Annotated in this window: 27 protein-coding genes and 1 pseudogene; 14 read left to right on the forward strand and 14 right to left on the reverse strand. The window is 53.2% G+C overall.

The window, feature by feature from the left end; all coding sequences use genetic code 11:
• Both selA and JO226_RS02480 read right to left on the reverse strand, forming a co-directional pair.
• Window positions 1-884, reverse strand: an 884-nt coding sequence (gene selA / locus JO226_RS02475) for an L-seryl-tRNA(Sec) selenium transferase (protein WP_293489752.1), incomplete at its 3' end; no start/stop codon positions are given.
• A 229-nt stretch (window positions 885-1,113) separates the two neighbouring features.
• On the reverse strand, window positions 1,114-2,766 hold the full coding sequence (locus tag JO226_RS02480; protein WP_293489754.1) for a helix-turn-helix domain-containing protein: 1,653 nt from the start codon (window positions 2,764-2,766) through the stop codon (window positions 1,114-1,116).
• Window positions 2,767-2,896: 130 nt separating this feature from the next.
• On the opposite strand from JO226_RS02480, the gene JO226_RS02485 reads away from it, so the two are divergent.
• Window positions 2,897-4,453, forward strand: a complete 1,557-nt coding sequence (locus JO226_RS02485; RefSeq protein WP_293489756.1) for a PTS transporter subunit EIIC — start codon at window positions 2,897-2,899, stop codon at window positions 4,451-4,453.
• A 20-nt stretch (window positions 4,454-4,473) separates the two neighbouring features.
• Complete coding sequence (locus tag JO226_RS02490) at window positions 4,474-5,835, forward strand: adenylosuccinate lyase family protein (RefSeq protein ID WP_293489758.1); 1,362 nt, start codon at window positions 4,474-4,476, stop codon at window positions 5,833-5,835.
• Between the two features lie 80 nt (window positions 5,836-5,915).
• On the opposite strand, the gene JO226_RS02495 is transcribed toward JO226_RS02490, so the two are convergent.
• The 3 genes from JO226_RS02495 to JO226_RS02505 all read right to left on the reverse strand — a co-directional run bounded on the left by JO226_RS02495 (window position 5,916) and on the right by JO226_RS02505 (window position 8,127).
• A complete protein-coding gene (locus JO226_RS02495) occupies window positions 5,916-6,524 on the reverse strand; it encodes a glutathione S-transferase (protein ID WP_293489759.1) in 609 nt (202 codons plus the stop codon).
• Window positions 6,525-6,616: 92 nt separating this feature from the next.
• Window positions 6,617-7,753 carry an HlyD family secretion protein gene (locus JO226_RS02500; protein WP_293489761.1) on the reverse strand — a complete coding sequence of 379 codons (1,137 nt, stop codon included), beginning with the start codon at window positions 7,751-7,753 and terminating at the stop codon, window positions 6,617-6,619.
• A 23-nt stretch (window positions 7,754-7,776) separates the two neighbouring features.
• Entirely contained in the window at window positions 7,777-8,127 is a 351-nt protein-coding gene (locus JO226_RS02505; protein WP_293489793.1) for a DUF3302 domain-containing protein, read from the reverse strand.
• Window positions 8,128-8,658: 531 nt separating this feature from the next.
• Between JO226_RS02505 and JO226_RS02510 the strand changes: the two genes are divergently transcribed.
• The 3 genes from JO226_RS02510 (at window position 8,659) to mtlR (ending at window position 12,409) form a co-directional block, all read left to right on the forward strand.
• Window positions 8,659-10,575 carry a PTS mannitol transporter subunit IICBA gene (locus tag JO226_RS02510; protein ID WP_293489763.1) on the forward strand — a complete coding sequence of 639 codons (1,917 nt, stop codon included), beginning with the start codon at window positions 8,659-8,661 and terminating at the stop codon, window positions 10,573-10,575.
• A gap of 80 nt (window positions 10,576-10,655) precedes the next feature.
• Window positions 10,656-11,819, forward strand: coding sequence for a mannitol-1-phosphate 5-dehydrogenase (gene mtlD / locus JO226_RS02515; protein WP_293489795.1), 1,164 nt, complete (start codon window positions 10,656-10,658; stop codon window positions 11,817-11,819).
• On the forward strand, window positions 11,819-12,409 hold the full coding sequence (mtlR, locus tag JO226_RS02520) for a mannitol operon repressor MtlR (RefSeq protein WP_293489796.1): 591 nt from the start codon (window positions 11,819-11,821) through the stop codon (window positions 12,407-12,409). The genes mtlD and mtlR overlap by 1 nt, the downstream gene beginning before the upstream one ends.
• Window positions 12,410-12,414: 5 nt before the next feature.
• On the opposite strand, the gene JO226_RS02525 is transcribed toward mtlR, so the two are convergent.
• Entirely contained in the window at window positions 12,415-12,633 is a 219-nt protein-coding gene (locus tag JO226_RS02525) for a hypothetical protein (RefSeq protein WP_293489765.1), read from the reverse strand.
• A 272-nt stretch (window positions 12,634-12,905) separates the two neighbouring features.
• Between JO226_RS02525 and JO226_RS02530 the strand changes: the two genes are divergently transcribed.
• The gene (locus tag JO226_RS02530) at window positions 12,906-13,268 is read left to right on the forward strand and encodes a YibL family ribosome-associated protein (RefSeq protein ID WP_293489767.1); all 363 of its coding nucleotides are present in this window, start codon (window positions 12,906-12,908) and stop codon (window positions 13,266-13,268) included.
• Between the two features lie 57 nt (window positions 13,269-13,325).
• Here the strand turns inward: JO226_RS02530 and JO226_RS02535 are convergent.
• From JO226_RS02535 to JO226_RS02545, 3 genes and pseudogenes are all read right to left on the reverse strand, one after another.
• Window positions 13,326-13,585, reverse strand: a pseudogene (locus JO226_RS02535) (hypothetical protein).
• 17 nt (window positions 13,586-13,602) lie between these two features.
• Window positions 13,603-13,971 (reverse strand): hypothetical protein, encoded by a 369-nt coding sequence (locus JO226_RS02540; protein ID WP_293489769.1) that lies wholly within the window; start codon window positions 13,969-13,971, stop codon window positions 13,603-13,605.
• Window positions 13,972-14,021: 50 nt separating this feature from the next.
• Complete coding sequence (locus JO226_RS02545; protein ID WP_293489771.1) at window positions 14,022-14,414, reverse strand: polymorphic toxin type 44 domain-containing protein; 393 nt, start codon at window positions 14,412-14,414, stop codon at window positions 14,022-14,024.
• A 755-nt stretch (window positions 14,415-15,169) separates the two neighbouring features.
• On the opposite strand from JO226_RS02545, the gene lldP reads away from it, so the two are divergent.
• Genes lldP through trmL form a run of 4 tightly spaced genes read left to right on the forward strand, consistent with a single transcriptional unit; the run spans window position 15,170 to window position 19,269 of the window.
• Window positions 15,170-16,825, forward strand: a complete 1,656-nt coding sequence (gene lldP, locus JO226_RS02550; RefSeq protein WP_293489773.1) for an L-lactate permease — start codon at window positions 15,170-15,172, stop codon at window positions 16,823-16,825.
• Window positions 16,822-17,598, forward strand: coding sequence for a transcriptional regulator LldR (gene lldR, locus JO226_RS02555; RefSeq protein WP_293489775.1), 777 nt, complete (start codon window positions 16,822-16,824; stop codon window positions 17,596-17,598). The genes lldP and lldR overlap by 4 nt, the downstream gene beginning before the upstream one ends.
• Window positions 17,595-18,752 (forward strand): FMN-dependent L-lactate dehydrogenase LldD, encoded by a 1,158-nt coding sequence (gene lldD / locus JO226_RS02560; RefSeq protein ID WP_293489777.1) that lies wholly within the window; start codon window positions 17,595-17,597, stop codon window positions 18,750-18,752. Before lldR ends, lldD begins: the two co-directional genes overlap by 4 nt.
• Before the next feature lie 43 nt (window positions 18,753-18,795).
• The gene (gene trmL, locus JO226_RS02565; RefSeq protein WP_293489779.1) at window positions 18,796-19,269 is read left to right on the forward strand and encodes a tRNA (uridine(34)/cytosine(34)/5-carboxymethylaminomethyluridine(34)-2'-O)-methyltransferase TrmL; all 474 of its coding nucleotides are present in this window, start codon (window positions 18,796-18,798) and stop codon (window positions 19,267-19,269) included.
• Here the strand turns inward: trmL and cysE are convergent.
• From cysE to JO226_RS02590, 5 genes are all read right to left on the reverse strand, one after another.
• A complete protein-coding gene (cysE, locus tag JO226_RS02570) occupies window positions 19,266-20,087 on the reverse strand; it encodes a serine O-acetyltransferase (protein ID WP_293489781.1) in 822 nt (273 codons plus the stop codon). The genes trmL and cysE overlap by 4 nt on opposite strands.
• Window positions 20,088-20,162: 75 nt before the next feature.
• Complete coding sequence (gpsA, locus tag JO226_RS02575; RefSeq protein ID WP_293489782.1) at window positions 20,163-21,182, reverse strand: NAD(P)H-dependent glycerol-3-phosphate dehydrogenase; 1,020 nt, start codon at window positions 21,180-21,182, stop codon at window positions 20,163-20,165.
• Window positions 21,182-21,649 carry a protein-export chaperone SecB gene (gene secB, locus JO226_RS02580; RefSeq protein WP_293489783.1) on the reverse strand — a complete coding sequence of 156 codons (468 nt, stop codon included), beginning with the start codon at window positions 21,647-21,649 and terminating at the stop codon, window positions 21,182-21,184. Before secB ends, gpsA begins: the two co-directional genes overlap by 1 nt.
• A gap of 21 nt (window positions 21,650-21,670) precedes the next feature.
• The gene (gene grxC / locus JO226_RS02585) at window positions 21,671-21,922 is read right to left on the reverse strand and encodes a glutaredoxin 3 (protein WP_013364190.1); all 252 of its coding nucleotides are present in this window, start codon (window positions 21,920-21,922) and stop codon (window positions 21,671-21,673) included.
• A gap of 17 nt (window positions 21,923-21,939) precedes the next feature.
• Window positions 21,940-22,371 carry a rhodanese-like domain-containing protein gene (locus JO226_RS02590; RefSeq protein ID WP_293489786.1) on the reverse strand — a complete coding sequence of 144 codons (432 nt, stop codon included), beginning with the start codon at window positions 22,369-22,371 and terminating at the stop codon, window positions 21,940-21,942.
• Between the two features lie 59 nt (window positions 22,372-22,430).
• On the opposite strand from JO226_RS02590, the gene JO226_RS02595 reads away from it, so the two are divergent.
• The 4 genes from JO226_RS02595 to JO226_RS02610 form a co-directional block, all read left to right on the forward strand.
• Window positions 22,431-22,601 carry a hypothetical protein gene (locus JO226_RS02595; RefSeq protein WP_293489787.1) on the forward strand — a complete coding sequence of 57 codons (171 nt, stop codon included), beginning with the start codon at window positions 22,431-22,433 and terminating at the stop codon, window positions 22,599-22,601.
• 16 nt (window positions 22,602-22,617) lie between these two features.
• Window positions 22,618-24,162 (forward strand): 2,3-bisphosphoglycerate-independent phosphoglycerate mutase, encoded by a 1,545-nt coding sequence (gene gpmM / locus JO226_RS02600; RefSeq protein ID WP_293489788.1) that lies wholly within the window; start codon window positions 22,618-22,620, stop codon window positions 24,160-24,162.
• Between the two features lie 9 nt (window positions 24,163-24,171).
• A complete protein-coding gene (envC, locus tag JO226_RS02605) occupies window positions 24,172-25,443 on the forward strand; it encodes a murein hydrolase activator EnvC (protein ID WP_293489789.1) in 1,272 nt (423 codons plus the stop codon).
• A 3-nt stretch (window positions 25,444-25,446) separates the two neighbouring features.
• On the forward strand, window positions 25,447-26,330 hold an 884-nt coding region (locus JO226_RS02610), incomplete at its 3' end, for a divergent polysaccharide deacetylase family protein (RefSeq protein ID WP_293489791.1).

Here is a 26,330-nt window from a genome sequence, read left to right on the forward strand (position 1 = left end):
TTATCGCCGGAAAAGCTCACCAGGCTCACGCCCGCGGCGATAAGCGCCTGCGGCATCGGTTCTTTCGGCAAGCCGTACTGGCTTAAATCCACCAGCGAGCCGCTGCCCAAATCAGTCACCACCGGGGTGCCTGACGCGTTGCCGATGCTCACCAGCTCCGCCTCATCTACTGTTTTGGTAAACCCTTCGATGCTGTAATTGCTGGTATGCACCTTCATCAGCAGCGCGGTATTGTCGTTCACCGCGTCGCGATAGTCCTGGGTATGCGTGCGGTTCGTGGTGCCCACTTCGCGCAGAGTACAGCCCGCCTGGCGCATCACATCCGGAATACGAAACGCGCCGCCGATTTCCACCAGCTCGCCGCGGGACACCACCACTTCCTGACCCGCCGCCGTCGCCGCCAGCATCAGCAATACCGCCGCCGCGTTGTTATTGACGATACAGGCGTCTTCCGCACCGGTCAGGCGGCAGAGCAACTCCGCCACCGCACGGTCACGGTGACCGCGTCCGGCGTCATCCAGATCGTATTCAAGCGTTACCGGCGAACGCATCGCCTGAACGACGGCGTCCACCGCCGCCTCGGCCTGCAGGGCGCGCCCCAGATTCGTGTGCAGCACCGTGCCGGTCAGGTTATACACCGGACGAAGCGGGCTTTTTTCCGCCAGCGACAGCGCGTCTACCGCCGCCGCCGCCCAGTTTTCGCACCAGCCAGGCAGCGTGCCGTGCTCCCGGATAGCCTCGCGCGCCTCGTCGAGGAGCTTGCGCAGCACGCTCACCACCTGGCTGTGGCCAAAACACGCAATAAGGGAGGAGAACGCCGGATCGCGCAAAAGGCGATCGGTCGCGGGGAGCTGGCTGTACTGCGGATGATGATCGGTTGTCATGAGATGGCCTGTTGTTTGCCCCCTCCCGACGGGAGAGAAGGAATATTCATTCAATACACTGATAATGAACAGGTTATTCTGCAAGTCTAGTGTCACAGGTGACGCGTATCATAATATCAAACATTGAATCCGGCCTCAAAGTTGATGTGCAGATAACATTCAGCAACACAAGAATAGTGTATTGATAGTGATATAAATTATCATGCCGATTCCGAAGCAAAATCCAATATCAGATAAAATACTTACCGTAATGTGTTTTTAGTACATCAATAATCTCTTCATCCGATTTATCTTTTATTTGCTCAAGAAATCTATCCGTTTTAATTTTCCTGTTAAGATTACTTGAAAAACCTTTTTTCAGCAGATTATTTATATCTTTATCCTTCAGGTGATAATTGACTTTTATATGATTTATATTCATTTGCTGCAGTAACATTGAAATTCTGTTGGAAAATGTCATCACCAGATCATAATTTAAATCAGCAAGCTTTTCTCTTTCATGGATATTAATAGAATCACAAATATCAACATCAAGATGAAACTTTAGATTATCAATAAAAAAGTCTACCGTTTCAATTGCGGAATTAGTGACAATAACAACCGATTTTTTGTTGCGCCCAGAAAGTTTGCTTTTATTTATATATTTTCTAAAAATTAACGTCATGGTTGCCAGATGGCCTTCAGAAAATTTTATTGAATATATATTTTCGACGTCGCCACATGCTGAATGAATAATTTCATATAAATTATTATAGTGTTTTTTGGTGTTGGATAAATTATTATCAAATATACTATAGCCACACTTCCTGCGAATAATACACTTCTGAACATAAAGATAGAGTTCATGCAGAAGTGCCTCGCGTTCAACAATGACAGTAATAATTTTACTCTGGACGTAAATATAGAAATTCATTAATGCGCTACGGAGCGTGATGTCCATGAATTTGAGAACCGCGGAGTTTTGATCCAAAGAGGTGACAAAATAATTCATGAATTGCTGTTCTGAGGCGCACTGGTAGAGAAGACTGGGTAATAATGCTACTTGAAAATCACAGACGGGCAGCGGGTAAACTGTGCGTACCCTGGCGATTAACATATACGTATAAAGTAATTTCCTTCCAGGGTATGAAAGCGCCAGGTGGTTATCGTTCACTATCGCATGGTATTCTTCGGTGACGGCAGTGAAGTGTCCAAGCATTTCTATCTGAAAACGAGAAAAAATCAACTGTTCATAGACATCATTAGCCGCACGGCCGATTAAATAATCACGGTTATCTAACTCACAAACGGATGCCAGGATAGTCATAACCATCATGCGCAGAGCGATTTCATTACCGACGATCCGAATCCCTTTGCTGCTTACAATCTCAAGCTGTAACCCCTTGTCAGACAAATATTTTTCCAGCACCTTTAAGTCTTTCTTCTTCGTCGTTAAGCTAATTCTAATTTCTTCATATAACGCGGATACATTCACGGTGGAATAAAGGAAACAATGCACAACAATCAGTTTAATTCTCTCATCGACTGAAGAACGATAGTCCTTTATATGCAGTCGTTGTAAGAAACTGATAAAGCAGGTGTAACTGATATCACAATGAAAACGATCAGATTCGATATATATTTTATCCGATCCCAGATAATAGTTAAGATTTGCTGCGCTACGCTTCAGTGTAATCAAGCTCTTACCGGGAAATGTATCAGAAACGTCAGAGAATGCCAGCACCCCTTTGTCTTGCATATAGCTGAGAAATGCAATGTCTGACTGGTTAATGCTAATAGCCACCTCCACGTTGATACGCGCAAAGAGTCCAACCAAACCCATTTGTTGTCGACCAAAAAGAAATGAATATGTGACTATTATCACAGATTTATTTTTAGTCATAAATACGAGGTAACTTGTTGTCATTTTTTGGCAGCATAAAGTTGCCTTGAGCCCCCTCAATCAAGATTCAATAATACCTAAATATGTTTAGGAGAATGATATATTTACGTTGCGTAATTGTGAGTACTAGATGAATATTGAAAAAATTAAAGATGGAATTCAGCTATTTGGCCGTTCATTGTTATTACCCATCGCGGTAATGGCGCCCATTGGCATGATCATGGGTATATGTGCCGCCTTAAGCCAGTCCTATATGATTTCCAAGTTACCATTTTTAGGTAACGATATCGTAAAAATAACTCTCGAAAGCATGAGAGATATTACCGGAATTGTATTTAATAACATACCGTTGCTCTTTGCGATGGGTGTCGCTTATGGCATGGCGAAAAATGAGAAAGGCATTGCGGTATTCTCATCGGTGCTGGCTTATTTAACCCTTACTATCGTCATGAACGTCTGGCTAAAAGTCAGCGGAACCCTGGCGAAAGGCGACCTGTCTTCTGTAGGGCAAGGGCTGGTGCTTGGTATCCAGACGCTCAAGATCGAAGCGATGGGCGGGATCATCTCAGGTCTGGTCGCAGCAAAAGTTACCGATCGCTTCTACCGCCTGCAACTCCCTCTCGCATTCGCATTTTTCAGCGGTAAGAAGTCTGTCCCGATCATTACGTTCCTCTGCATGCTCCCTGTAGGCCTTATCATTCCCTATATCTGGAGCGTGATTACCAGTGCGCTGACAAGTGTGTCATTTATCATTATGGATGATACCTTTGGCGTTGGCGTTTACTGGTTCCTCCATCGTTCGTTAATTCCCTTTGGCTTACATCATGTTCTGGCATCGATTATCCGCTTTACCGAAGCGGGGGGTACATACCTTATTAACGGTGAAACATATACCGGGATTCTTAACGCGACAAACGAAATTTTATTCAAACTCGGCCCTAATGACCCAAACTGGTCTTTAATGCCAACACTCACCGCCTACCTTGGGGCGGGGCAAATGCTGAATACCCTCTTCCGCGTTCCGGCGATTGGGTTAGCGATGTATCACGCCTCTCATAAAGCGAACCGCCCAATTGCTAAGGGTATGATACTGACCATTGTACTGACAGCATTCCTGGGTAACGTGACCGAGCCGCTTGAGTTTTCATTCCTGTTTATCGCTCCGGCGCTGTTCTTTGTATATACCGTGCTGTGTGGCTTACTGGCGATTCCATTAGCGTTCCTGGATGTCTCTATCGGCTACATCCGAGGTACCATTTTCGATTTTGGTATTTTCGGTCTGCTCTATGAACACACGCACTGGGTACAGCTTGTCGTGTTAGGCGCCGTTAACTTTGTCGTGTTCTATCTCGTATTCCGCTTTGCTATTGAGAGATTCAATATCCAAACGCCGGGTCGCGAGGAAGAGATTAGAAACAATAACCTGTTAAAAGAGAAAAGATATCCTGAAATCGCCACTCTGGTATTAGAAGGTTTAGGTGGTAGCGATAACATTAAAAATATCGATAACTGCGTTACCCGCTTGCGCATAGACTTAAAAGATCAGGGGCGAGTAAAAAATGAGACCCTGAAAGATGCAGGTTCCTCTGGGATCTTCATCCCGAAAAACAACCATATTCATGTCGTGTTCGGCCCTCATGTTGAATTCGTGAAAAACGCGATCGTTGACAAAATCAACGAAAAATAACAGAGATAAGGATATTAATAATGAGTGCACTATACGATTCAAAAACGAAAACCATGAATGACTACGGTATTCGGAGTCTGTTGACTGAGAATGCAAAATATCAAGCATGGTTGGATGTTGAGGCCGCCTTAGCACTGGCGCAGGGCGAAACAGGCGTTATCCCTGACGCTGACGCGAAACTGATTGCTGAGTCTTGCCAACTCAGCAACATCGACATCAATAAAGTAAAAGCGTTACAGGAAGAAATAGGTCATGGCTTTGTCCCATTCATAAAGATGCTGGTAAAAGCCTGCCCTGGTGAAAGTGGGAAATATGTCCATTTTGGTGTGACCACACAAAACATACAACAGAGCGCACAACTTGTTGTTGTCAAAAAGGTCCACGAAAAATTCAAAATCGTCATTAACGACATCCTGCGAAACCTCGCGAAAATAGCGAGTGAAGAAGCGCACACTGTTGTGCCGGGACGTACTCATGGACGCCATGCGATTCCCATCACTTACGGCTACAAAGCGGCCGTCTGGATTGAAGAGTTTTTAACCGCTGTAGAGCGCCTTAACGAGTGTGAGAAGCGCGTTTTTACCATCATGATGGGTGGAGCCGTTGGCGCATTTAACGCCAGCGGCGAAGAAGGACGCTGCGTCCAACGACATGTTGCGCACCGTCTCAATATGAATGAAATGAATATTCCTTCGCGAAATATTGGCACGCATAAAGTGGAATATGTACAGGTGCTTTCTCTACTCGCAAACTGTTGTCATAAGATTGCGGAAGAGGTATATAGCACATCGCTGGAAGAAATAGGCGAAGTGATGGAAGGCTTCAATAAGGGAACGATTGGCAGTAGCACTATGCCTCATAAAGTGAACCCGAAGTTAGCCAAAGGCATTATTGCCAATTCACAAAAGCTTTATTCTTTACCCGCCGTGATGCTGTATTCATGCTGCCGACCTTATGAAGCCGACAGCTCGTCATACATGTTGCTAGAGTCTTCATTACATGAGTCTCTCGAATTAATGACCGAAATTATTTTAAGGACTGAAGAGATAACGCGTACGCTCTATATTAATCGCGAACGAATGAAAAATAACGCTAATCTCAATCATGGGCTGGACAACAGTGAATTAATCATGATGAAACTGGCGCAAAAGGTCGGAAAAGATAAAGCACATGAGATGGTCTACACATTGACGATGGAGTCAATGAGAACGGGCATCCCCTTTATTGAGGTGCTGCTCAGTGATAATGCACTCGCAGGCCTGTTTACCGCCGATGAGTTGAACGTCATGCTGTTACCTGAGAACTATACAGGGCTGGCGGCCACGTTAGCACAGGAGTCCGCCCACAGAGCGAACAAAATACTAGCACCTTCAGCAGGTTAACCTGGCAGTAAAAGCAAAGAAGCAGGCATTTCATGCCTGCTTCTTTGCTTGCAGTCGCGGTGAGTCGTCTGAGCGCTGTATTACGCCTTTGGCGGTTCAGTGCGGGCAAAGCTGTCGCGCTGGAATAAGATATCAGCAAGCTTCACCAGATGCGGGCGCGAGGCGCACCAACCGGGAGAAATGCGGCGAAAGTTAAGATAGCCGATAGCGCACGCCACGGCGATGGTCGCCAGGTTTGTTTCGTTGGCTTTCAACGTACCCCCAGCGACATAACCCTCCAGCGCGTCCAGGCTACGGGTAATTTTCTCCCGCTGACGCAACAGCTCCGTTTCTGACTGCTGCGCCGCCGGTCGCGCCAGTTCGCGGACAATCGTCAGCCCCGCGTCCATAATGCCGTCCGCGAGGGACTCCAGTTGGCGAACCTGCAGGGCGGCTTTCGGTTCGCGCGGCACCATCGTCGGCGCGACATTCAGCAGCTCAATGTACTGAGCAATAATCGGCGAGTCGAACCAGCACTCGCCGTCATCGGTCACCAGCGCTGGCACTTTCCCCAGAGGGTTATAGCGAGCCACGCCGCTCTCCGCGTTATAGGGTAGTTCGTTGATAAACTCGAAGGTGATGCCCTTCTCCAGCAGGAGCACGGAAATCTTGCGTACGAAGGGGCTGGTGTAGCTGCCAATCAGTTTCATTATCAGGTCCTTTTCGCCAACAAAACGCTAAGTATGATGCAACACGGCGAAGTTCGCTGGCCACTTCGCCGTCATTTATGCTGTCGCGCATATTAATGGTCAAGGTACAGATAATGCATCCAGCTTGTCATTCGCAACAGCACTTTACGCATGACGGATAAGTGATGGAAATGGTCGGAATAGACTGCGACCTGCGCATAGATACCATCCGGCAGGTCATCCACCTCGGTATTAGGGTCCAGATCAATCACCGCCAGCACGCCGTCGGTACCAGGTGTCACCGTCAACGACTGCAGCGTCCCCTGCGCCTGGTAAGAACCGCCCGGCACCACCGGCAGTATTTTATCCAGCTTACCGGTAAACACCTGCCCGGGCAGCGCGTTAAACACCGCTTCGGCCTCATCGCCAGGCTTCAGGCGCAACAGCGAGTTTTGCCGGAACTGCGCGACAATCTGCCTTTTTTGCTCCGGAATAAACACCATCACCGGACGTAGCGGCAGTGCGGCGGCGTAAGTGCCGGGACGAATCAGCACCTGGGTCACGTAGCCATCGCTCGGCGCCCGAATCGTCGTCTGGTCGAGGTTATACATGGCTTCCGCAAGCTGAGCGCGCAGGCTGACGATTTGCGACTGCTCGCCGTTCTGCATGCTCTCCAGTTGGCTTTTTATCTGCGACTGGTTTGCCAGAGACGCTTTCACCATCGCATCCTGCGCCAGATAGTTTTGGCGGGCGTTATCAATATCGCTTTGTGAAAACGGGTTCACCTTAGCCCGGCTGCCCTGCAGGTAACGCTGATAGTCCTTATACAGACGATCGCGCTCGGCAGTCACCCGCTCGGTATCGGCAATCGCCTCAGCCAGTTGGCCCTTTAATGCTTCGATGTTATGGATAGCGGTCACCAGATCCGCCTGCAGCCTGTCCACCCGAGCCTGATAGCGCGTCGGCTCGATTTTGAACAGCACATCCCCTTTGTGAATCAGGGTGTTTTGCTTATCCGTGACTTCACTCACGATCCCCGTCACCTGCGGCGTCACCGGAATGGAGATCACCGCTTTTTGTGCGAGAAAGGTATAGGGATGGTTGTAGTTCATAAACAGGATCAAAGCGCCGACCAGAAATACGCCGCCCAGCGCAGCCGTGGGTACCGTCCATTTATTGACGGGGATTTTGAAGATCTTAAATATTGACCACGCCAGCGCGACATAGGTCAGAACAATGAGCAGATCCATGATGATGTACTCACAAGAGGAGGTTATGGATTAAGCTTTCGCTCAAGCGCTTCGATACGCTGCTTCAACTCCGCCAGCGTTTCATCTTGTTGCGTTTGCGGTTCTTGCAACGACGGTGACCTATCTGACTGCGGCGGATGCTGCATTCCCCATCCACGCTCCGGGCGGTAAAGCGTGGCCCATATCCAGAGAAATGGCCAGATGACATGCAGCGTAAACAAACTCACCCACCCTGCGACATGGATAGCGTCGGCGTGAGGGTGGTTACGAGATTTGGCAATTAAATAGGGAATATCATGCAAAATAATGATCCCGTAAAAAATTACCAGGAAAACAAAAATAAGGACGCCCAGCGCAAAATAATTAAGAAACATAGCTGCCTCTTCATACGCCTTAATTTTGGGAAAGCGTTTTGAACGCGCCTTGCTATCGAGGTGCAGTGTAAGCATAAGCCAGCGGAGGTTTTCTCGCCATTGACGCCTCCAGGTCTTTTTCCGTGAAATGTCGCTACGTTTCAACGGCCCTCTGACGCCATGAGCAAACTTGAGCGCGATCACAGTCGACGACGCATGGCGAAAAATAATATGTGATGACAATCACATATCAAAAACAAAAACGCACTCAGTAAATGTGATGAGAGTCACATCAAACTTCGATTTAGTGCATTTTTTGCACTATTGTATTTTTTATACACTGCTATTTTGTGATGCTGATCACTACAAATAAGACATGCCACACCATAATATCGTGATGCAAGTCACATAAAGAGCCGCTAACTGGACAGTTGAACGATTCAGTGCCAGATTTCGCATCATCAACAAGGTCCGGCTACCTCTGCCGCTATATTAACAACAAACCTCGGGCTTTTAGCCTGCGCGACAGCAAACATAAGAAGGGGTGTTTTTATGTCATCCGATATCAAGATCAAAGTGCAGAGCTTTGGTCGATTCCTCAGCAATATGGTGATGCCAAATATCGGCGCGTTCATCGCGTGGGGTATCATCACCGCATTATTTATTCCGACAGGGTGGTTGCCTAACGCAACACTGGCGAAGCTGGTCGGCCCGATGATCACTTATCTGCTGCCGCTGCTTATCGGTTTCACCGGTGGTCGCCTGGTTGGCGGCGATCGCGGCGGCGTCGTGGGGGCAATTACCACCATGGGCGTTATCGTCGGCGCAGATATGCCGATGTTCCTTGGCGCCATGATTGCAGGTCCGCTGGGCGGTTGGGCAATCAAACACTTCGACGCCTGGGTTGACGGTAAGATAAGGTCCGGTTTCGAAATGCTGGTGAATAACTTCTCCGCTGGCATCATCGGTATGATTCTGGCGATTCTGGCGTTTCTCGGCATTGGCCCGGCCGTTGAAGTCCTGTCCAAAATTCTGTCGGCAGGCGTTAACTTCATGGTGGCGCACGACATGCTGCCGTTGGCGTCTATATTTGTTGAACCGGCGAAAATCCTGTTCCTCAACAACGCCATCAACCACGGTATCTTCTCACCGCTGGGTATTCAGCAGTCCCATGAGCTGGGCAAATCCATCTTCTTCCTGATTGAAGCCAACCCGGGTCCGGGTATGGGCGTCCTGCTGGCCTACATGTTCTTTGGTCGCGGTAGCGCCAAACAGTCTGCGGGCGGTGCGGCAATCATCCACTTCCTGGGCGGTATCCACGAGATTTATTTCCCGTACGTGCTGATGAACCCACGCCTGATCCTGGCCGTTATCCTCGGCGGTATGACCGGCGTATTCACGCTGACCATCCTCAACGGCGGTCTGGTTTCTCCGGCCTCTCCGGGCTCCATCCTGGCGGTGCTGGCGATGACCCCGAAAGGCACCTATTTCGCCAACATTTCCGCCATTGTTGCGGCGATGACGGTCTCCTTCATCGTCTCCTCTATCCTGCTGAAAACCAGCAAAGTGAAAGAAGATGACGACATTGAAGCGGCGACCCGTCGTATGCACGATATGAAAGCGGAATCCAAAGGCGCCGCAAGCGCGCTGAGCGCAGGCGATGTCACCAACGATCTGAGCCACGTCCGTAAAATCATCGTCGCTTGCGATGCCGGTATGGGTTCCAGCGCCATGGGGGCGGGCGTGCTGCGTAAGAAAGTCCAGGATGCTGGCCTGACCAACATCTCGGTCACCAACAGCGCGATCAACAGCCTGCCGCCGGACGTTGACCTGGTGATTACCCACCGCGATCTGACCGAGCGTGCGATGCGTCAGGTTCCGCAGGCGCAGCATATTTCGCTGACCAACTTCCTCGACAGCGGTCTGTATACCAACCTGACCGAGCGTCTGGTGGCAGCGCAGCGCCATGTCGATAACGAAGAGAAGGTTCGCGATAGCCTGAAAGACAGCTTCGAAACCGACAACAGCCAGGTGTTTAAGCTGGGTGCGGAAAACATCTTCCTCGGCCGTCATGCCGCCACCAAAGAAGAGGCGATTCGCTTCGCGGGCGAGCAACTGGTCAAAGGCGGTTACGTTGAGCCGGAATATGTCGAGGCGATGCTGGATCGTGAAAAACTGACCCCGACCTACCTGGGTGAGTCCATCGCGGTACCGCACGGCACCATCGAAGCGAAGGACCGTGTGCTGAAAACCGGCGTGGTCTTCTGCCAGTATCCGAACGGTGTACGCTTCGGCGAAGAGGAAGACGACATCGCCCGCCTGGTGATCGGGATTGCCGCGCGCAATAACGAACACATCCACGTGATCACCAGCCTGACCAACGCGCTGGATGACGAATCCGTCATTGAGCGTCTGGCCACCACCACCAGCGTCGATGAAGTGCTGGCGCTGATTGCAGGCACCAAATAACGCAGCCCTCCCTCTCCCCATCGGGAGAGGGTTAGGGTGAGGGAAAAGCCTCACCCCAGCCCTCTCGGGTAAAAACATTGATAAAGGTTAATACTATGAAAGCATTACATTTTGGCGCAGGTAACATCGGTCGTGGCTTCATCGGCAAACTGCTGGCTGACGCGGGGATCGCGCTAACGTTCGCCGATGTGAATCAGGTCGTGCTCGATGCCCTGAATGCCCGTCATAGCTATCAGGTGCATGTGGTCGGTGAAAACGAGCAGGTGGAAACCGTCTCCGGCGTCAACGCCGTGAGCAGCATCGGTGACGATGTCGTTGACCTGATTGCCCAGGTGGACCTGGTGACCACCGCCGTCGGCCCGGTGGTGCTTGAGCGTATCGCCCCAGCTATCGCCAAAGGTCTGGCAAAACGTAAAGCTTCCGGCCTGAGCGCGCCGCTGAACATTATCGCCTGCGAAAACATGGTGCGCGGCACCACTCAGCTTAAAGGCCACGTGATGAACGCGCTGGCGGAAGACGATAAAGCCTGGGTTGAGCAGCACGTCGGCTTCGTCGATTCTGCGGTCGACCGCATCGTTCCGCCGTCCGAATCCGCCACCCACGATCCGCTGGAAGTGACAGTAGAAACCTTCAGCGAGTGGATCGTGGATAAAACCCAGTTCAAAGGCACCCTGCCGACCATTCCGGGAATGGAATTAACTGATAACCTGATGGCATTTGTCGAACGTAAGCTCTTCACGCTGAACACCGGGCATGCTATAACCGCGTACCTCGGAAAATTAGCCGGTCATCAGACTATCCGTGACGCGATTCTCGACGAGAAAATTCGCGCAGTGGTAAAAGGGGCGATGGAAGAGAGCGGCGCAGTGCTTATCAAACGTTATGGCTTTGATGCGCAGAAACATGCCGCCTACATCCAGAAAATCCTTGGCCGTTTTGAGAACCCGTATCTGAAAGACGATGTTGAGCGCGTAGGCCGCCAGCCGCTGCGTAAATTAAGCGCGGGCGATCGCCTGGTAAAACCGCTGCTCGGCACGCTGGAATACGGTCTGCCGCACGCCAACCTGGTGAAAGGGATTGCCGCCGCGATGCACTATCGCAGCGAGCAGGATCCGCAGGCGCTGGAGCTGGCGCAGCTGATTAACGAGAAAGGCCCACAGGCCGCGCTGGCGCAGGTTTCCGGACTGGATGCCAACAGCGAGGTGGTCGCAGAAGCTGTTGCGGCCTATAACACACACGCATGATGCAGGACCCGGTGCTGCTCGTGCAGCAGCACCTGAACAACAGATTGTCAGATATGCAGGCAATAATGGAAGAAACACAGGCCTTTGAAAACCGTGTGCTTGAGCGTCTGAATGCTGGCAAAACCGTACGAAGCTTTCTCATCGTCGCCGTAGAACTCCTCACCGAGGCGGTGAACATGATGGTGCTTCAGGTCTTCCGCAAAGACGACTATGCGGTGAAATACGCCGTGGAACCGTTACTGGACGGTGATGGGCCGCTGGGCGATCTCTCAGTGCGGCTGAAGCTTATCTATGGCCTCGGCGTCATCAGCCGTGCCGAGTATGAAGATGCGGAGCTGCTGATGGCGCTGCGCGAAGAGCTGAACCATGACGGCAACGAGTATGCGTTTACGGACGATGAAATTCTCGGCCCGTTGGGGGAGCTGCACTGCGTCGTGGCTCTGCCGCCGACGCCTGACTTCGACACGAGCGACATCGAACTGTATGCCATGCAGCAACAGCGCTATCAGCAGGTTGTTCGCTCAACGATGGTGTTATCCCTGACCGAGCTGATTTCCCGAATCAGCTTGAAAAAAGCCTTTCAGAAATAGCCGCCTTATTCCTGGTTTTCTTCCGGCCCGCACCCCGGTTTGTACAGCGCACGATAGTAATCCAATCGTTCCAGAAACAGCGCCGCTTTCTCGTCGGGAATTTCCGCAGGGATGCGATTTAAGCGCGGCGATTTTTTCAGGTATTCCATAAATGCCTGACTCGACGCCATAAAATCTACCGCTTTATCGATGATGTGTGGAACGTTCTCGCCCATCTTTGCCATAACGTTACCTCCGTCCAGATAATCGGATTAAGTCTGGTCAAACCCTCGGCAGGCGTTTGAGGAAAATGTGCCTTTTTCGCCAACAACTTTGTAAAAACGAGACAGAGAATACATTTTCAACAATTACTTTTACATTCAACAAGTTAGAAAAATACCCTGCTAATAAAAGCGCGGTGAAATTAATCAGTTTCTTATAATTAACTATCAGTAATCGCGCTCAACGCGCATACTGTACGGTATCGATACTCTTTTACTATAAAAAGCCATTTACCATGAACGAAGTTGAAAAGAACGAAATTAAACGCCTGAGCGATCGTCTTGACGCCATCCGCCACCAGCAGGCGGAACTGTCTCTGGTTGAGTCCGCAGAGAAATACGCCGAACTTGAGAAAGAAAAAACCACCCTTGAAGAAGAGATCGCCCGCCTGCGCGGCGTACGGAGCCAGAAGCTGAGCAAAGAAGCGCAAAAGCTGATGAGTCTGCCGTTCAAGCGCGCCATCACCAAAAAAGAACAAGCCGATATGGGCAAGCTGAAGAAAAGCGTTCGTGGACTGGTGGTGGTTCACCCAATGACCGCGCTGGGCCGCGAAATGGAACTCAAAGAGATGACGGGATTTGCCAAAAGCGAATTCTGACCCTCTGCCATGCCCACCCCTTTCTTGTTCGGGAAAGGGGTGGGTTTAATTTATTCATTATACTGTGGGACGTTCGTTCCATGCGTCTGTATATTGGATATTTCCGTCTTTGTAAAGCCATGTTATTTTAGCGTAGCGAAGTTGTACGTTCTCCATGTGACCTGTACCAGGACAATCTCTGGTATCATGCATTACTGGTGTAATCGATGAATCAAATCTCTAAGCTCTATACTTCCCTCACGATCTTGAACATCTGAACCACCACGAATCGTTGCCCCACCATCGTCTTTTAAAAATAAATGAACTGGTACAGCCATTTTCAATCCCCTTATTATTAGCCTCTTGTGCCATTAGCGATAATATTAATGACAGGTATTATTGCAATCCCGTCCGCGTAAAATAAATCTGAGTTAGTAAAATTGTAAACCTTCCCGGTTACTTTTATGTTTACCGTATTGCCATATGCTGAAGCTGTCACCACAGCACTAGTATTTGTTTCAAGGAAGGGCATGCGTTTTTTGAGTGCCTCTATTACATCTGTCTTTCCATTATCCTTGTCGAGATAAAAGCGATAAATATTCGCAACCGTAGCGTTCCCTTCGTCATATTTTGTAATATATAACCAGACATTATCAGAAAGCTTTTGCTTGCTGACGAAGACATCATCCGATCGCGTATTGAAAATAATATTGATAAATAGCATAACCACTAACCAGCAATAATAAGATCGCTGTAAGCATACAGTGCAATGTTCTAATAACCGATCTTTCGTGCATAATCTATTCCTTGTTTAATCCAAAACTGGTAAATTGGATCATCACCATAAGGTGGGTCCTGATACCAGTGCCCCCATTCAGGCTTACTAGTACCTGCGTGCTCTTGAGCAAAGCCACCGTCCATCTGTAAAATATCTGCTGGTATCCCTGCGGTATAACCGATAGCCCCATAATGGAAGTTACCAAAATTTTCTAACTCTGGGTGATATTGCTTATAATCCCACGGCCCACGATTTTTAACCTTAAAATAGAACCAGGCATAAGTCAAAAGTGTTGCCATATTGCGAGGCATACCATGAGCGCGAGCTATTCGCATGTGATCCAGAACCAATGATATTCCCTGTGAGGGAAGTAAAGGTATAACTGCCATGTTAACCTCGCGGCTTCTATGCGATTTATAGTTATACGCTTTATATACTTAATCATGAAAACCCTTCCCAAAACAATTAAAAATTTGATGGTCCCTACAAAAAATATCCGGATTACATGGAGGTGTAATCCAGCAAGCATTATTGATTAGTTTGATGCATTGATATTCTATATGTTTTTTACAAATCAGATTATTTTTTGTAACTTTTTCATATCGCGTTAACCCTGTCATCCTGTAATGAAATACAAATAACATTTCCTTATTTTAGAATTACAACGCCTTTTCAACGAAATAATCATATTTATCGCAACATCTTTTTCCGATAGTCTTGTTTAAATACTGACTTGCAATATCGCGCCGCTGCTCATCCAGAATTTCTCTGACAAAATCAGAAATATAAACTGTAGTCTCAGCCTCTGTTGTTAAGAATCTCTTAGTGGGAATGATTTTGCTTTGTTCAGAGTTATATCGGCGTTTTACAGATGGCTGAATGTTCCTCTTCGGTGAAAGTGAGGGTCCTCATTCAATCCTGTCGCCGCCAATTGGCCCTACCAATTCTCTTCCGTTCTGTCCCGTAGTTCACAGATATAAAAATCACCGCAACATATGCATTGCCTGATGACAACATATGATTAACCATTTGTTGTCATTACCCCTACAATACAATATTGGCAGGACCACTTTTACATAACGTGTGACGCGAAACCGGGCGCAGACCCGCCGCGCTACCGTTATGCGGTCCTCAGGAGACCTGCATGAATCTCTGGCAACAAAACTATGACCCGGCGGGAAATATCTGGCTGTCCAGCCTGATTGCGGCGCTACCGATCCTGTTCTTCTTCTTCGCCCTGATTAAGCTAAAGCTGAAAGGCTATCTGGCCGCCAGCTATACCGTCACGATTGCGCTGCTGGTCGCGCTGTTTTTCTATAAGATGCCGGTCGATCGCGCCCTGGCCTCCGTCGTGTATGGCTTCTTCTACGGGCTGTGGCCAATCGCCTGGATAATTATCGCCGCCGTTTTTGTCTATAAAATCTCGGTGAAGACCGGCCAGTTCGCCATTATTCGCTCGTCGATTCTCTCTATTACGCCCGACCAGCGTTTGCAGATGCTGATTGTCGGCTTCTCCTTCGGCGCCTTTCTGGAAGGGGCAGCCGGCTTCGGCGCGCCGGTCGCCATCACCGCCGCCTTGCTGGTTGGCCTCGGCTTTAACCCGCTGTATGCGGCGGGGTTGTGCCTTATCGTCAATACCGCGCCAGTCGCCTTTGGCGCGATGGGTATCCCTATCCTCGTGGCGGGCCAGGTGACTGGCCTGGACAGTTTTGAAATCGGCCAGATGGTCGGTCGTCAACTGCCGTTCCTGACCATTATCGTGCTGTTCTGGATCATGGCGATTATGGACGGCTGGCGCGGCGTTAAGGAGACCTGGCCTGCGGTCATGGTCGCTGGCGGCTCCTTTGCCATCGCCCAGTACCTGAGCTCTAACTTTATCGGCCCTGAGCTGCCGGATATCATCTCTTCGCTGGTTTCGCTGGTGTGCCTGACGCTGTTCCTCAAACGTTGGCAGCCGGTACGTATCTTCCGCTTTGCCGATATGGGCGCTTCGCAGGTCGATCAGACGCTGGCGCGCACGGGCTATACCACAGGTCAGGTGATCCGCGCGTGGTCGCCGTTCCTGTTTCTCACCGCGACCGTCACGCTGTGGAGTATTCCGCCGTTTAAAGCGCTGTTCGCCCCAGGCGGCGCGCTGTACGACATGGTGATTAACCTCTCCGTACCGTTCCTCGACAAGATGGTGGCGCGTATGCCGCCGGTGGTGCACGCCGCCACGCCGTATGCGGCGGTGTTTAAGCTCGACTGGTTCTCCGCGACCGGCACAGCCATTCTGTTCGCTGCGATCCTGTCGGTGGTCTGGCTGCGTATGAAGCCAAAAGATGCCGTCATCACTTTTGGGCAAACGCTAAAGGACCTGGCGTTGCCTATCTACTCCATCGGCATGGTGCTGGCGTTTGCCTTTATCTCTAACTACTCGGGCCTGTCGTCAACCCTCGCGCTGGCGCTGGCGCATACCGGTCATGCGTTCACTTTCTTCTCGCCGTTCCTCGGCTGGCTCGGCGTATTCCTGACCGGTTCTGATACCTCGTCAAACGCCCTGTTCGCCGCGCTGCAGGCCACCGCCGCGCAGCAGATTGGCGTGTCGGATGTGCTGATGGTGGCGGCCAACACCACCGGCGGCGTAACCGGCAAAATGATCTCCCCGCAGTCCATCGCTATCGCCTGTGCGGCGGTTGGACTGGTGGGTAAAGAGTCAGATCTGTTCCGCTTTACCGTCAAACACAGCCTGATATTCACCTGCATGGTGGGCGTGATCACCACGCTTCAGGCCTATGTCTTAACCTGGATGATCCCATGATAGTGATGCCCCGGCGCCTTACGGACGATGTTGCAGATCGTGTGCGGGCGCTGATTGAAGAACAACAGCTGGAGGCGGGGATGCGTTTACCCGCCGAACGCCAGCTGGCCGCCCGGCTTGGTGTTTCCCGCAACTCGCTGCGGGAAGCGCTGGCGAAACTGGTGAGCGAAGGGGTGCTGGTGAGCCGCCGCGGCGGCGGCACCTTTGTACGCTGGCAGCACGAGCCGTGGTCGGAACAAAATATTGTGCAACCGTTAAAAAGCCTGCTGGCCGATGACCCTGACTACAGCTTCGATATTCTGGAGGCCCGGCACGCCATTGAGGCCAGCACCGCCTGGCACGCCGCTCTGCGCGCCACCGAGGCGGATAAAGAAAAAATACGCCTGTGCCTTGAGGCCACCCAAAGCGAAGACCCGGACCTCGCCTCTCAGGCCGACGTCCGTTTCCATCTCGCCATCGCCGAAGCGTCGCACAACGTGGTGCTGCTGCAGACCATGCGCGGCTTCTTCGACCTGCTGCAGTCTTCGGTCAAGCAGAGCCGCCAGCGTATGTATCTCATACCGCCGGTCTTTGAACAGCTGACCGAGCAGCACCAGGCCATTCTCAATGCCATTCAGTCCGGCGATGCCGAAGGCGCCCGTCAGGCAATGATGGCGCATCTTGGCTTCGTTCACACCACCATTAAACATTTTGATGAAGAGAGAGCCCGCCAGGCGCGTATCACCCGCCTGCCCGGCGACCCCACCGTGTTTTCCAGGGAGACCAAAGCATGATTATTTCAGCAGCAAGCGACTATCGGGCGGCGGCGCAGCGCATTCTGCCGCCGTTCCTGTTTCATTACATCGACGGCGGCGCCTACGCAGAGCACACTCTGCGGCGTAACGTTGAAGACCTGTCGCAGGTCGCGCTGCGCCAGCGGGTGCTGAAAAATATGTCCGACCTGAGCCTGGAAACAACGCTGTTTAACGAACAGCTCTCCATGCCGGTGGCGTTGGCGCCGGTTGGGCTATGCGGAATGTACGCCCGTCGCGGCGAGGTGCAGGCCGCAGGCGCCGCCGATGAGAAAGGTATCCCTTTCACCCTCTCTACGGTCTCCGTCTGTCCGATTGAAGAGGTGGCGCCGACCCTCAAGCGCCCGATGTGGTTCCAGCTCTACGTGCTGCGCGACCGCGGTTTTATGCGCAACGCGCTGGAGCGCGCGAAGGCGGCAGGCTGCTCCACGCTGGTGTTCACTGTTGATATGCCAACACCCGGCGCCCGCTATCGTGATGCGCACTCCGGGATGAGCGGCCCAAACGCGGCGATGCGCCGTTACTGGCAGGCGGCCACTCACCCACAGTGGGCGTGGGATGTCGGTCTCAACGGCCGTCCGCACGACCTGGGGAACATTTCAACCTATCTGGGCAAGCCAACCGGGCTTGAGGATTACATTGGCTGGCTGGCGAATAACTTCGATCCGTCGATTTCGTGGAAAGACCTGGAGTGGATCCGCGAGTTCTGGGATGGCCCGATGGTGATCAAAGGGATCCTCGACCCGGAGGACGCGCGTGATGCGGTACGCTTTGGCGCAGACGGTATCGTCGTGTCCAACCACGGCGGCCGCCAGCTCGACGGCGTGCTTTCATCCGCCCGCGCGCTCCCGGCCATTGCCGATGCGGTGAAAGGCGATATCGCCATCCTCGCTGACAGCGGCATTCGCAACGGTCTCGACGTAGTACGAATGATTGCCCTTGGCGCCGACAGCGTGCTGTTAGGCCGCGCTTACCTGTACGCCCTCGCCACCCATGGCCGTGAAGGCGTGGCGAATTTACTCAATCTGATTGAGAAAGAGATGAAAGTGGCGATGACCCTGACCGGCGCGAAGTCGATAGCCGACATCAGCCGCGATTCGCTGGTGCAGGCGTTAAACCAACTCGCGACGCGGTAATCGGCAAATTCTGCTATTCTGCCCCCGCAATTAAGGGGGCAGCATGCTTAACATCGTTTTATTCGAACCAGAGATCCCACCCAACACCGGCAACATTATCCGCCTGTGCGCCAACACCGGGTTTCGTCTGCATATCATCGAGCCGATGGGTTTTACGTGGGACGACAAGCGTCTGCGTCGCGCCGGACTGGATTATCACGAATTTACCGCCGTGACGCGCCATCAGGATTACGCCGCTTTCGCCGAGGCGGAGAAACCGCAGCGCCTGTTTGCCCTGACCACCAAAGGCACGCCCGCCCACAGCGCGGTGAGCTATCAGGATGGGGATTATCTGATGTTTGGTCCGGAAACGCGCGGCCTGCCAGCCAGCATTCTTGACACCCTGCCCGCTGAGCAAAAAATTCGTATTCCGATGATGCCGGACAGCCGCAGTATGAACCTGTCTAACGCGGTGTCGGTGGTGGTTTATGAGGCCTGGCGCCAGCTGGGGTATCCTGGCGCCGTACTGAGAAGTTAAATACCGTCGCCGTACTCAAAGGTATGGTGAATGCCGTTAAAGTGCTGATCCATATCCATTGACGGTTTATCGCTGTCAGGCTTGCCGACGATACGCGCCGGGACGCCTGCGGCGGTAGTATGCGGCGGAACGGGCTGCAATACGACTGAGCCCGCGCCAATCTTCGCTCCGCGTCCCACTTCGATGTTGCCGAGAATTTTCGCGCCCGCGCCAATCATCACCCCTTCACGAATTTTCGGGTGGCGATCGCCGCTGGTTTTGCCGGTACCGCCGAGCGTTACCGACTGCAGAATCGACACATCGTTCTCAATCACCGCCGTTTCACCCACCACAATACCGGTAGCATGGTCGAGCATGATGCCGCGGCCAATCTTCGCCGCCGGGTGAATATCGACCTGGAACGTCACCGACACCTGATTTTGCAGGAAAATCGCCAGCGCGCGGCGCCCCTGGTTCCACAGCCAGTGTCCAATACGGTAGGCCTGCAGCGCATGGAAACCTTTCAGATAGAGCAGCGGCGTGGAGTATTTATCCACCGCCGGGTCGCGGGTGCGTACGGCCTGAATGTCGCAGGCGGCGGACGCAATCATCTCCGGGTCTGCGGCATAGGCTTCCTCCACCACTTCACGAATGGCGATCGCCGGCATTATCGAGGAAGCCAGCTTATTGGCCAGCATGTAGCTCAGCGCGCTGCCGAGGTTCTCATGCTTGAGCAGCGTCGCGTGGTAGAAGCTGGCGAGCATCGGCTCGCAGTCTGCCAACGCCCGGGCTTCGGCTTTGATGTTGTTCCAGACAATTTCCAGTTCTTCACACGGCATGGCTTGCTCCAGACGATATTTTACAACCGGCCAGTTCTGCGCTGGCCGGGTTGTTCAGATGACAATGTCCTGCGACTAGTGGTGGCTACGCTCGTCCTTGCGAGCACGACCTAATAAGGTCAATGCTGCCTCGCGCGCGTTTTTTCCGCAATACAATACCTGATAAATTTCCTCGGTTATTGGCATTTCCACCCCGAAACGGTGGGCCAATGCGCGAACTTCCTTGGTATTGCGGTAGCCTTCCACCACCTGGCCAATCTTGTCCTGCGCGCCCTGCACATCCATGCCCTGACCGAGCATCATGCCGAAACGGCGGTTACGCGACTGGTTATCGGTACAAGTGAGCACCAGATCGCCCAACCCTGCCATCCCCATAAAGGTGGCCGGATCGGCGCCCAGCGCCGCGCCAAGACGGGACATTTCAGCCAGGCCGCGGGTAATCAACGCCGTGCGGGCATTGGCGCCAAAGCCGATGCCGTCGGACATCCCGGCGCCAATCGCAATCACGTTTTTCACCGCGCCGCCCAGTTGGACGCCGATAAAATCCGGGTTGCTGTAGACACGAAAGCTCTTGCCGCAGTGCAGCAGCTTTTGCAGGTCGTCGGCGAACTGCGGGTCGGTCGACGCCAGCGAAATCGCTGTCGGCAGACCTGCCGCCAGCTCTTTTGCAAACGTCGGGCCGGAGATAACGGCAAGCGGGATAGCTTCGCCGAGCGCCTCGCGCGCCACATCCTGCAGCAAACGCCCGGTTTCCGCCTCAAGACCTTTGGTCGCCCATACCAGCCGGGCGTCAGGGCGCATCAGCGGTTTAATCTGGCGCAACACATCGCCGAAGACATGGCTTGGCACCACCACGAGAATATCGCGGCTGGCGGCCAGGGCGACGGCAAGGTCGCTTTCCAGGTGCAGCGTGTCAGGAAAGGGAACGTCAGGGAGGAAAGCCGCGTTGCAGCGGTCATGCTGCAACGTCGAGACATGGTGAGGATCGTGGCCCCAGAGCACGACATCGTGCCCGTTTCTCGCCAGTGTGATGGCAAGAGCGGTGCCGTAAGAACCGGCACCGATTACAGTCATTGCAGCGTTACGTGCGTTCATCAGGCATCCTGATGTTGTTCAGCACCTTCGCCAGCCTGCTGCTGCAGATAGTTCATAAACAGCGCATCAAAGTTTACCGGCGCAAGGTTCAGTTGCGGGAAGGTGCCGCGAGAAACCAGGCTGGTGACGCATTCGCGGGCATACGGGAACAGAATGTTCGGGCAGTATGCGCCCAGGCAATGCGCCATCTGAGTACCGTCGATGCCTTCGATGGAGAAAATACCCCCCTGCTGCACTTCACACAGGAATGCGGTTTCTTCGCCCAGAGAAGCGGTAACGGTGACACGCAGCACCACTTCATAAACGCCATCAGCCAACTGGCTGGAAGCGGTATCAAGATCAAGTTTAACTTCTGGCTGCCAATCTTTCTGGAAAACGTGCGGCGCATTCGGCGCTTCGAAAGACACATCCTTGGTGTAAATACGCTGAATCTGGAAAGCCATTTCAGTGCTGTTTTGTTCTGACATTTTTTTATCCTTGAAAACGGGTTAGCGCAGAAGGGGATCAAGTCCACCACGCGCATCAAGTGCATACAAGTCGTCACAGCCGCCAATGTGCTGTGCATCAATAAAAATCTGCGGCACCGTCGTGCGGCCACTACGTTGAATCATCTCTTCGCGTTTTGCCGCGTCGCCGTCGACAGGCAACTCCTGGAAGGTGACGCCTTTGCTGTTCAGCAGCGCTTTCGCGCGATGGCAAAACGGGCAGGTTGCTTTAGTGTAGATCTCAATATTGGCCATGACTTTACCTCTGAAAATTACTTTCCACGCGCCAGTGGCAGGTTTTCGCCGCTCCAGCCTGCAATGCCTTCTTTTAGGACATACACTTGTACGAAGCCCGCTTTGGACAACGCGCTGGCCGGTTCCTGCGCCTGCATACCGGAACCATCAACAACGATGATGGGTTTATCTTTATGTTTTTCAAGCTCACCGACGTTGTTTGCTTTGATTTCGTTGGGCAGCAGGTTAACGGAACCCGCGATATGGCCCTTACGGAAGTCATCGCGCTGACGCAAATCCACCACGATAGCGTCTTCTTTGTTAATAAGACGCGTTGCTTCGCCGCGGGTGATCACTTTTACCTTTGAGGTCAACCCTCTAAAGGTGGTAAACAGTACTGCCGCCAATAACGCAATCCACGCGATACTCAGTATGGGGTGGCGGCCAACAAATTGCATAATTTCTTGCATGGGGGGGTATAACTCCCGACTTAGTGATTAAAACCAGGGAAGGAGTATACCTGTGCGTTGTGGCAAATACAGCCAGCCGCGCGCAAGCTAATCCATTTTCTGCGGTCTGGAGCGAAAAATTTAGAGCAAAAATGGGCAAACTTCGCGCGATGCAGCGCCCTTTTTTGATCTTCTGTGGCTATTTTATCGATTCAGCTGTAGTAAAATTACGCAAATTTTTTATCTCGTGAGCATGAGGTTGTCGCAATGTCGGTTTCTAAAAAACCTATGGTACTGGTGATTCTGGATGGCTACGGCTACCGTGAAGAGCAGCAGGATAACGCGATTTTCAACGCGAAAACGCCGGTTATGGATAACCTGTGGGCAAAACGCCCGCACACCCTGATTGACGCATCCGGCCTTGAAGTGGGTCTGCCGGACCGTCAGATGGGCAACTCCGAAGTCGGTCACGTCAATCTGGGCGCGGGTCGTATCGTGTATCAGGACCTGACTCGCCTGGATGTGGAAATTAAAGAACGCACCTTCTTCAAAAATACCGTGCTGACCGGCGCGGTGGATAAGGCCGTTGCCGCTGGCAAAGCCGTGCACATCATGGGCCTGCTCTCCGCAGGCGGCGTACACAGCCACGAAGACCACATGATGGCGATGGTCGAACTGGCCGCCGAGCACGGTGCGGAAAAAATCTATCTGCACGCCTTCCTGGACGGCCGCGACACGCCGCCGCGCAGCGCGCAATCCTCGCTGCAAAAGTTTGAAGACAAATTCGCGACGCTGGGCAAAGGCCGCGTCGCGTCCATTATCGGCCGTTACTACGCCATGGACCGCGACAACCGTTGGGATCGCGTTGAATGCGCGTATGACCTGCTGACCCAAGCGAAAGGCGAGTTCCAGTTCGCCACCGCCGTTGCCGGTCTTGAAGCCGCCTACGCCCGCGACGAAAACGATGAGTTCGTGAAAGCAACCGTTATCCGCGCGGAAGGCCAGGCGGACGCCGCAATGGAAGATGGCGACGCGCTGATTTTCATGAACTTCCGCGCCGACCGCGCCCGTGAAATCACCCGTGCGTTCGTGAACAAAGACTTCGACGGCTTCGCGCGCAAGAAAGTGGTCAACCTCGACTACATCATGCTGACCGAATACGCCGCCGACATCAAAGCACCGTGCGCTTACCCACCGGCATCGCTGGCGAACACCTTCGGCGAGTGGATGGCCAAACACGATAAAACCCAGCTGCGCATCTCCGAAACGGAAAAATACGCCCACGTGACCTTCTTCTTTAACGGCGGCGTAGAAGAACCGTTTGCCGGTGAAGAGCGTATCCTCATCAATTCACCGAAGGTGGCCACCTACGACCTGCAGCCGGAGATGAGCTCCGCCGAGCTGACGGAAAAACTGGTTGCAGCGATTAAGGGCGGCGAGTTCGACACTATCATCTGTAACTATCCGAACGGCGATATGGTCGGCCATACCGGCGTGATGGACGCGGCGATTAAAGCGGTAGAAGCGCTGGATCACTGCATTGCAGAAGTGACCAAAGCGGTGGAATCCGTTGGCGGCCAGATGCTGATTACCGCCGACCACGGCAACGCAGAGCAGATGCGCGACCCCTCCACCGGCCAGGCGCACACCGCGCACACCAACCTGCCGGTGCCGCTGATTTACGTTGGCGATAAAGCGGTAACTGCGGTCGAAGGCGGCAAGCTTTCCGACATCGCGCCGACCATGCTGACGCTGATGGGTATGGAAATCCCGCAAGAGATGACTGGCAAGCCGCTGTTCATCGTGAAATAATCCCTCCCCATGAGGGGAAAGGCGATTTTTTCAAATACATGGATCGCGACGGCAGTCCGAACCATCTGCTACGCCAGCGCGCTCAGCGCTGGCGTATTGCTGTGCGCCGCATCCGCGCAGGCGGATGACCGCGATCAGCTGAAATCTATTCAGGCCGATATCGCCGCGAAAGAGCGTGCGGTTCGCCAACAGCAGCAGCAGCGCGCCACGCTGCTCGCCCAGCTCAAAGCGCAGGAAGAGGCTATTTCCGCCGCCGCCCGTCAGCTGCGGGAAACCCAGAACAACCTCGCCCAGCTCAATAAGCAGATCGCCGATATGAACGCGTCGATCGCCAAACTGGAAAAGCAAAAAGCGCTACAGGAACGCAACCTCGCAGCGCAGCTTGACGCCGCCTTCCGTCAGGGCGAACACACGGGTATCCAGTTGATTCTCAGCGGCGAAGAGAGCCAGCGCGGTCAGCGCCTGCAAGCCTATTTTGGCTACCTCAACCAGGCGCGCCAGGAAACCATCGCCGGGCTCAGGCAAACGCGTGAAGAGGTCGCCTCACAGAAAGCGCAGCTGGAAGAAAAGCAGAGCCAGCAGCAAACCCTGCTTTACGATCAGCAGGCACAGCAGGCTAAGCTCGAGCAAGCGCGCAACGAGCGTAAGAAAACCCTCTCCGGATTAGAATCCTCCATTCAGGAAGGCCAGCAGCAGTTGGGCGAAATGCGCGCCAACGAATCGCGCCTGCGCAACCGCATCGCCCAGGCGGAAGCGGCGGCCAAAGCGCGCGCCGAGAAAGAGGCGCGCGAAGCCGACGCCGTACGCGATCGCCAGCAGAAAGCGGCCAGCCAGGGTACCACCTACAAACCCACCGAAAACGAACGTTCGCTAATGTCGCGCACCGGCGGACTCGGCGCGCCGCGCGGCCAGGCTTTCTGGCCGGTGCGCGGTCCGACCCTACATCGCTATGGCGAACAATTGCAGGGTGAGCTACGTTGGAAGGGGATGGTCATCGGCGCTGCGGAAGGCACCGAGGTAAAAGCCATCGCCGATGGCCGCGTGATCCTCGCCGACTGGCTACAGGGCTACGGCCTGGTGGTAGTCGTTGAACATGGTAAAGGCGATATGAGCCTTTACGGCTACAACCAGAGCGCCCTGGTCAGCGTCGGTACGCAGGTTCGCGCCGGTCAGCCGATTGCCCTTGTGGGCAGCAGCGGCGGTCAGGGCCGGCCGTCACTCTACTTCGAAATTCGCCGCCAGGGTCAGGCGGTCAATCCACAACCGTGGTTGGGAAGATAAGTTTTGCTTCAATTTCGTTCGTTAGTTCTCTCCCTTACCGCTGCGCTGGCGGTATCGCCGCCGGCCTGGGCCGGTAAACTGGCCATCGTCATCGATGACGTTGGCTATCGTCCGCAGCAGGAGAACCAGGTGCTGGCGCTGCCGGTCAATATCTCTGTGGCGGTACTCCCCAATGCTCCCTATGCCCGAGAAATGGCGACCAAAGCACACAACGGCGGGCGCGAGGTGCTGATCCATATGCCGATGGCGCCGCTCAGCAAACAGCCGCTGGAAAAAGATACCCTGCGTCCTGACATGAGCAGCGATGAGATAGAACGCATCATTCGCGATGCGGTCAGCAAGGTGCCGTATGCCGTGGGGATGAACAACCATATGGGCAGCGCGATGACCTCGAATCTGTTCGGCATGCAGAAGGTGATGCAGGCGCTCAGCCGTTACAACCTCTACTTTCTCGACAGTATGACCATCGGCAACAGCCAGGCGACGCGGGCGGCCGCAGGTACCGGCGTGAAGGTAATTAAGCGCAAGGTCTTCCTCGACGATACGCAGAACGAGGCCGATATCCGCGTCCAGTTCAACCGTGCTATCCAGCTGGCGCGCCGCACCGGCTCCGCCATCGCCATCGGTCACCCGCATCCATCAACAGTGCGCGTGCTGCAGCAGATGGTGTATAACCTGCCGCCGGACATCACCCTGGTGCGCCCAAGCAGCCTGCTGAACGAGCCGCAGGTCGATACCTCCACGCCAAACACCGCGCCGCCGTCGAACGTGCAGCCAACCGCGCCGCGTAATCCTTTCCGCGGCGTGAAGGTATGCAAACCGAAACAGACGCCAGCGCCGGTGTATGCCACCCGCTTCTTTACGGTGCTTGGCGACAGCATCAGCCA

It is taken from the genome of Pluralibacter sp., from assembly GCF_019237635.1.
Taxonomy (GTDB): Bacteria; Pseudomonadota; Gammaproteobacteria; order Enterobacterales; family Enterobacteriaceae; genus Enterobacter_B.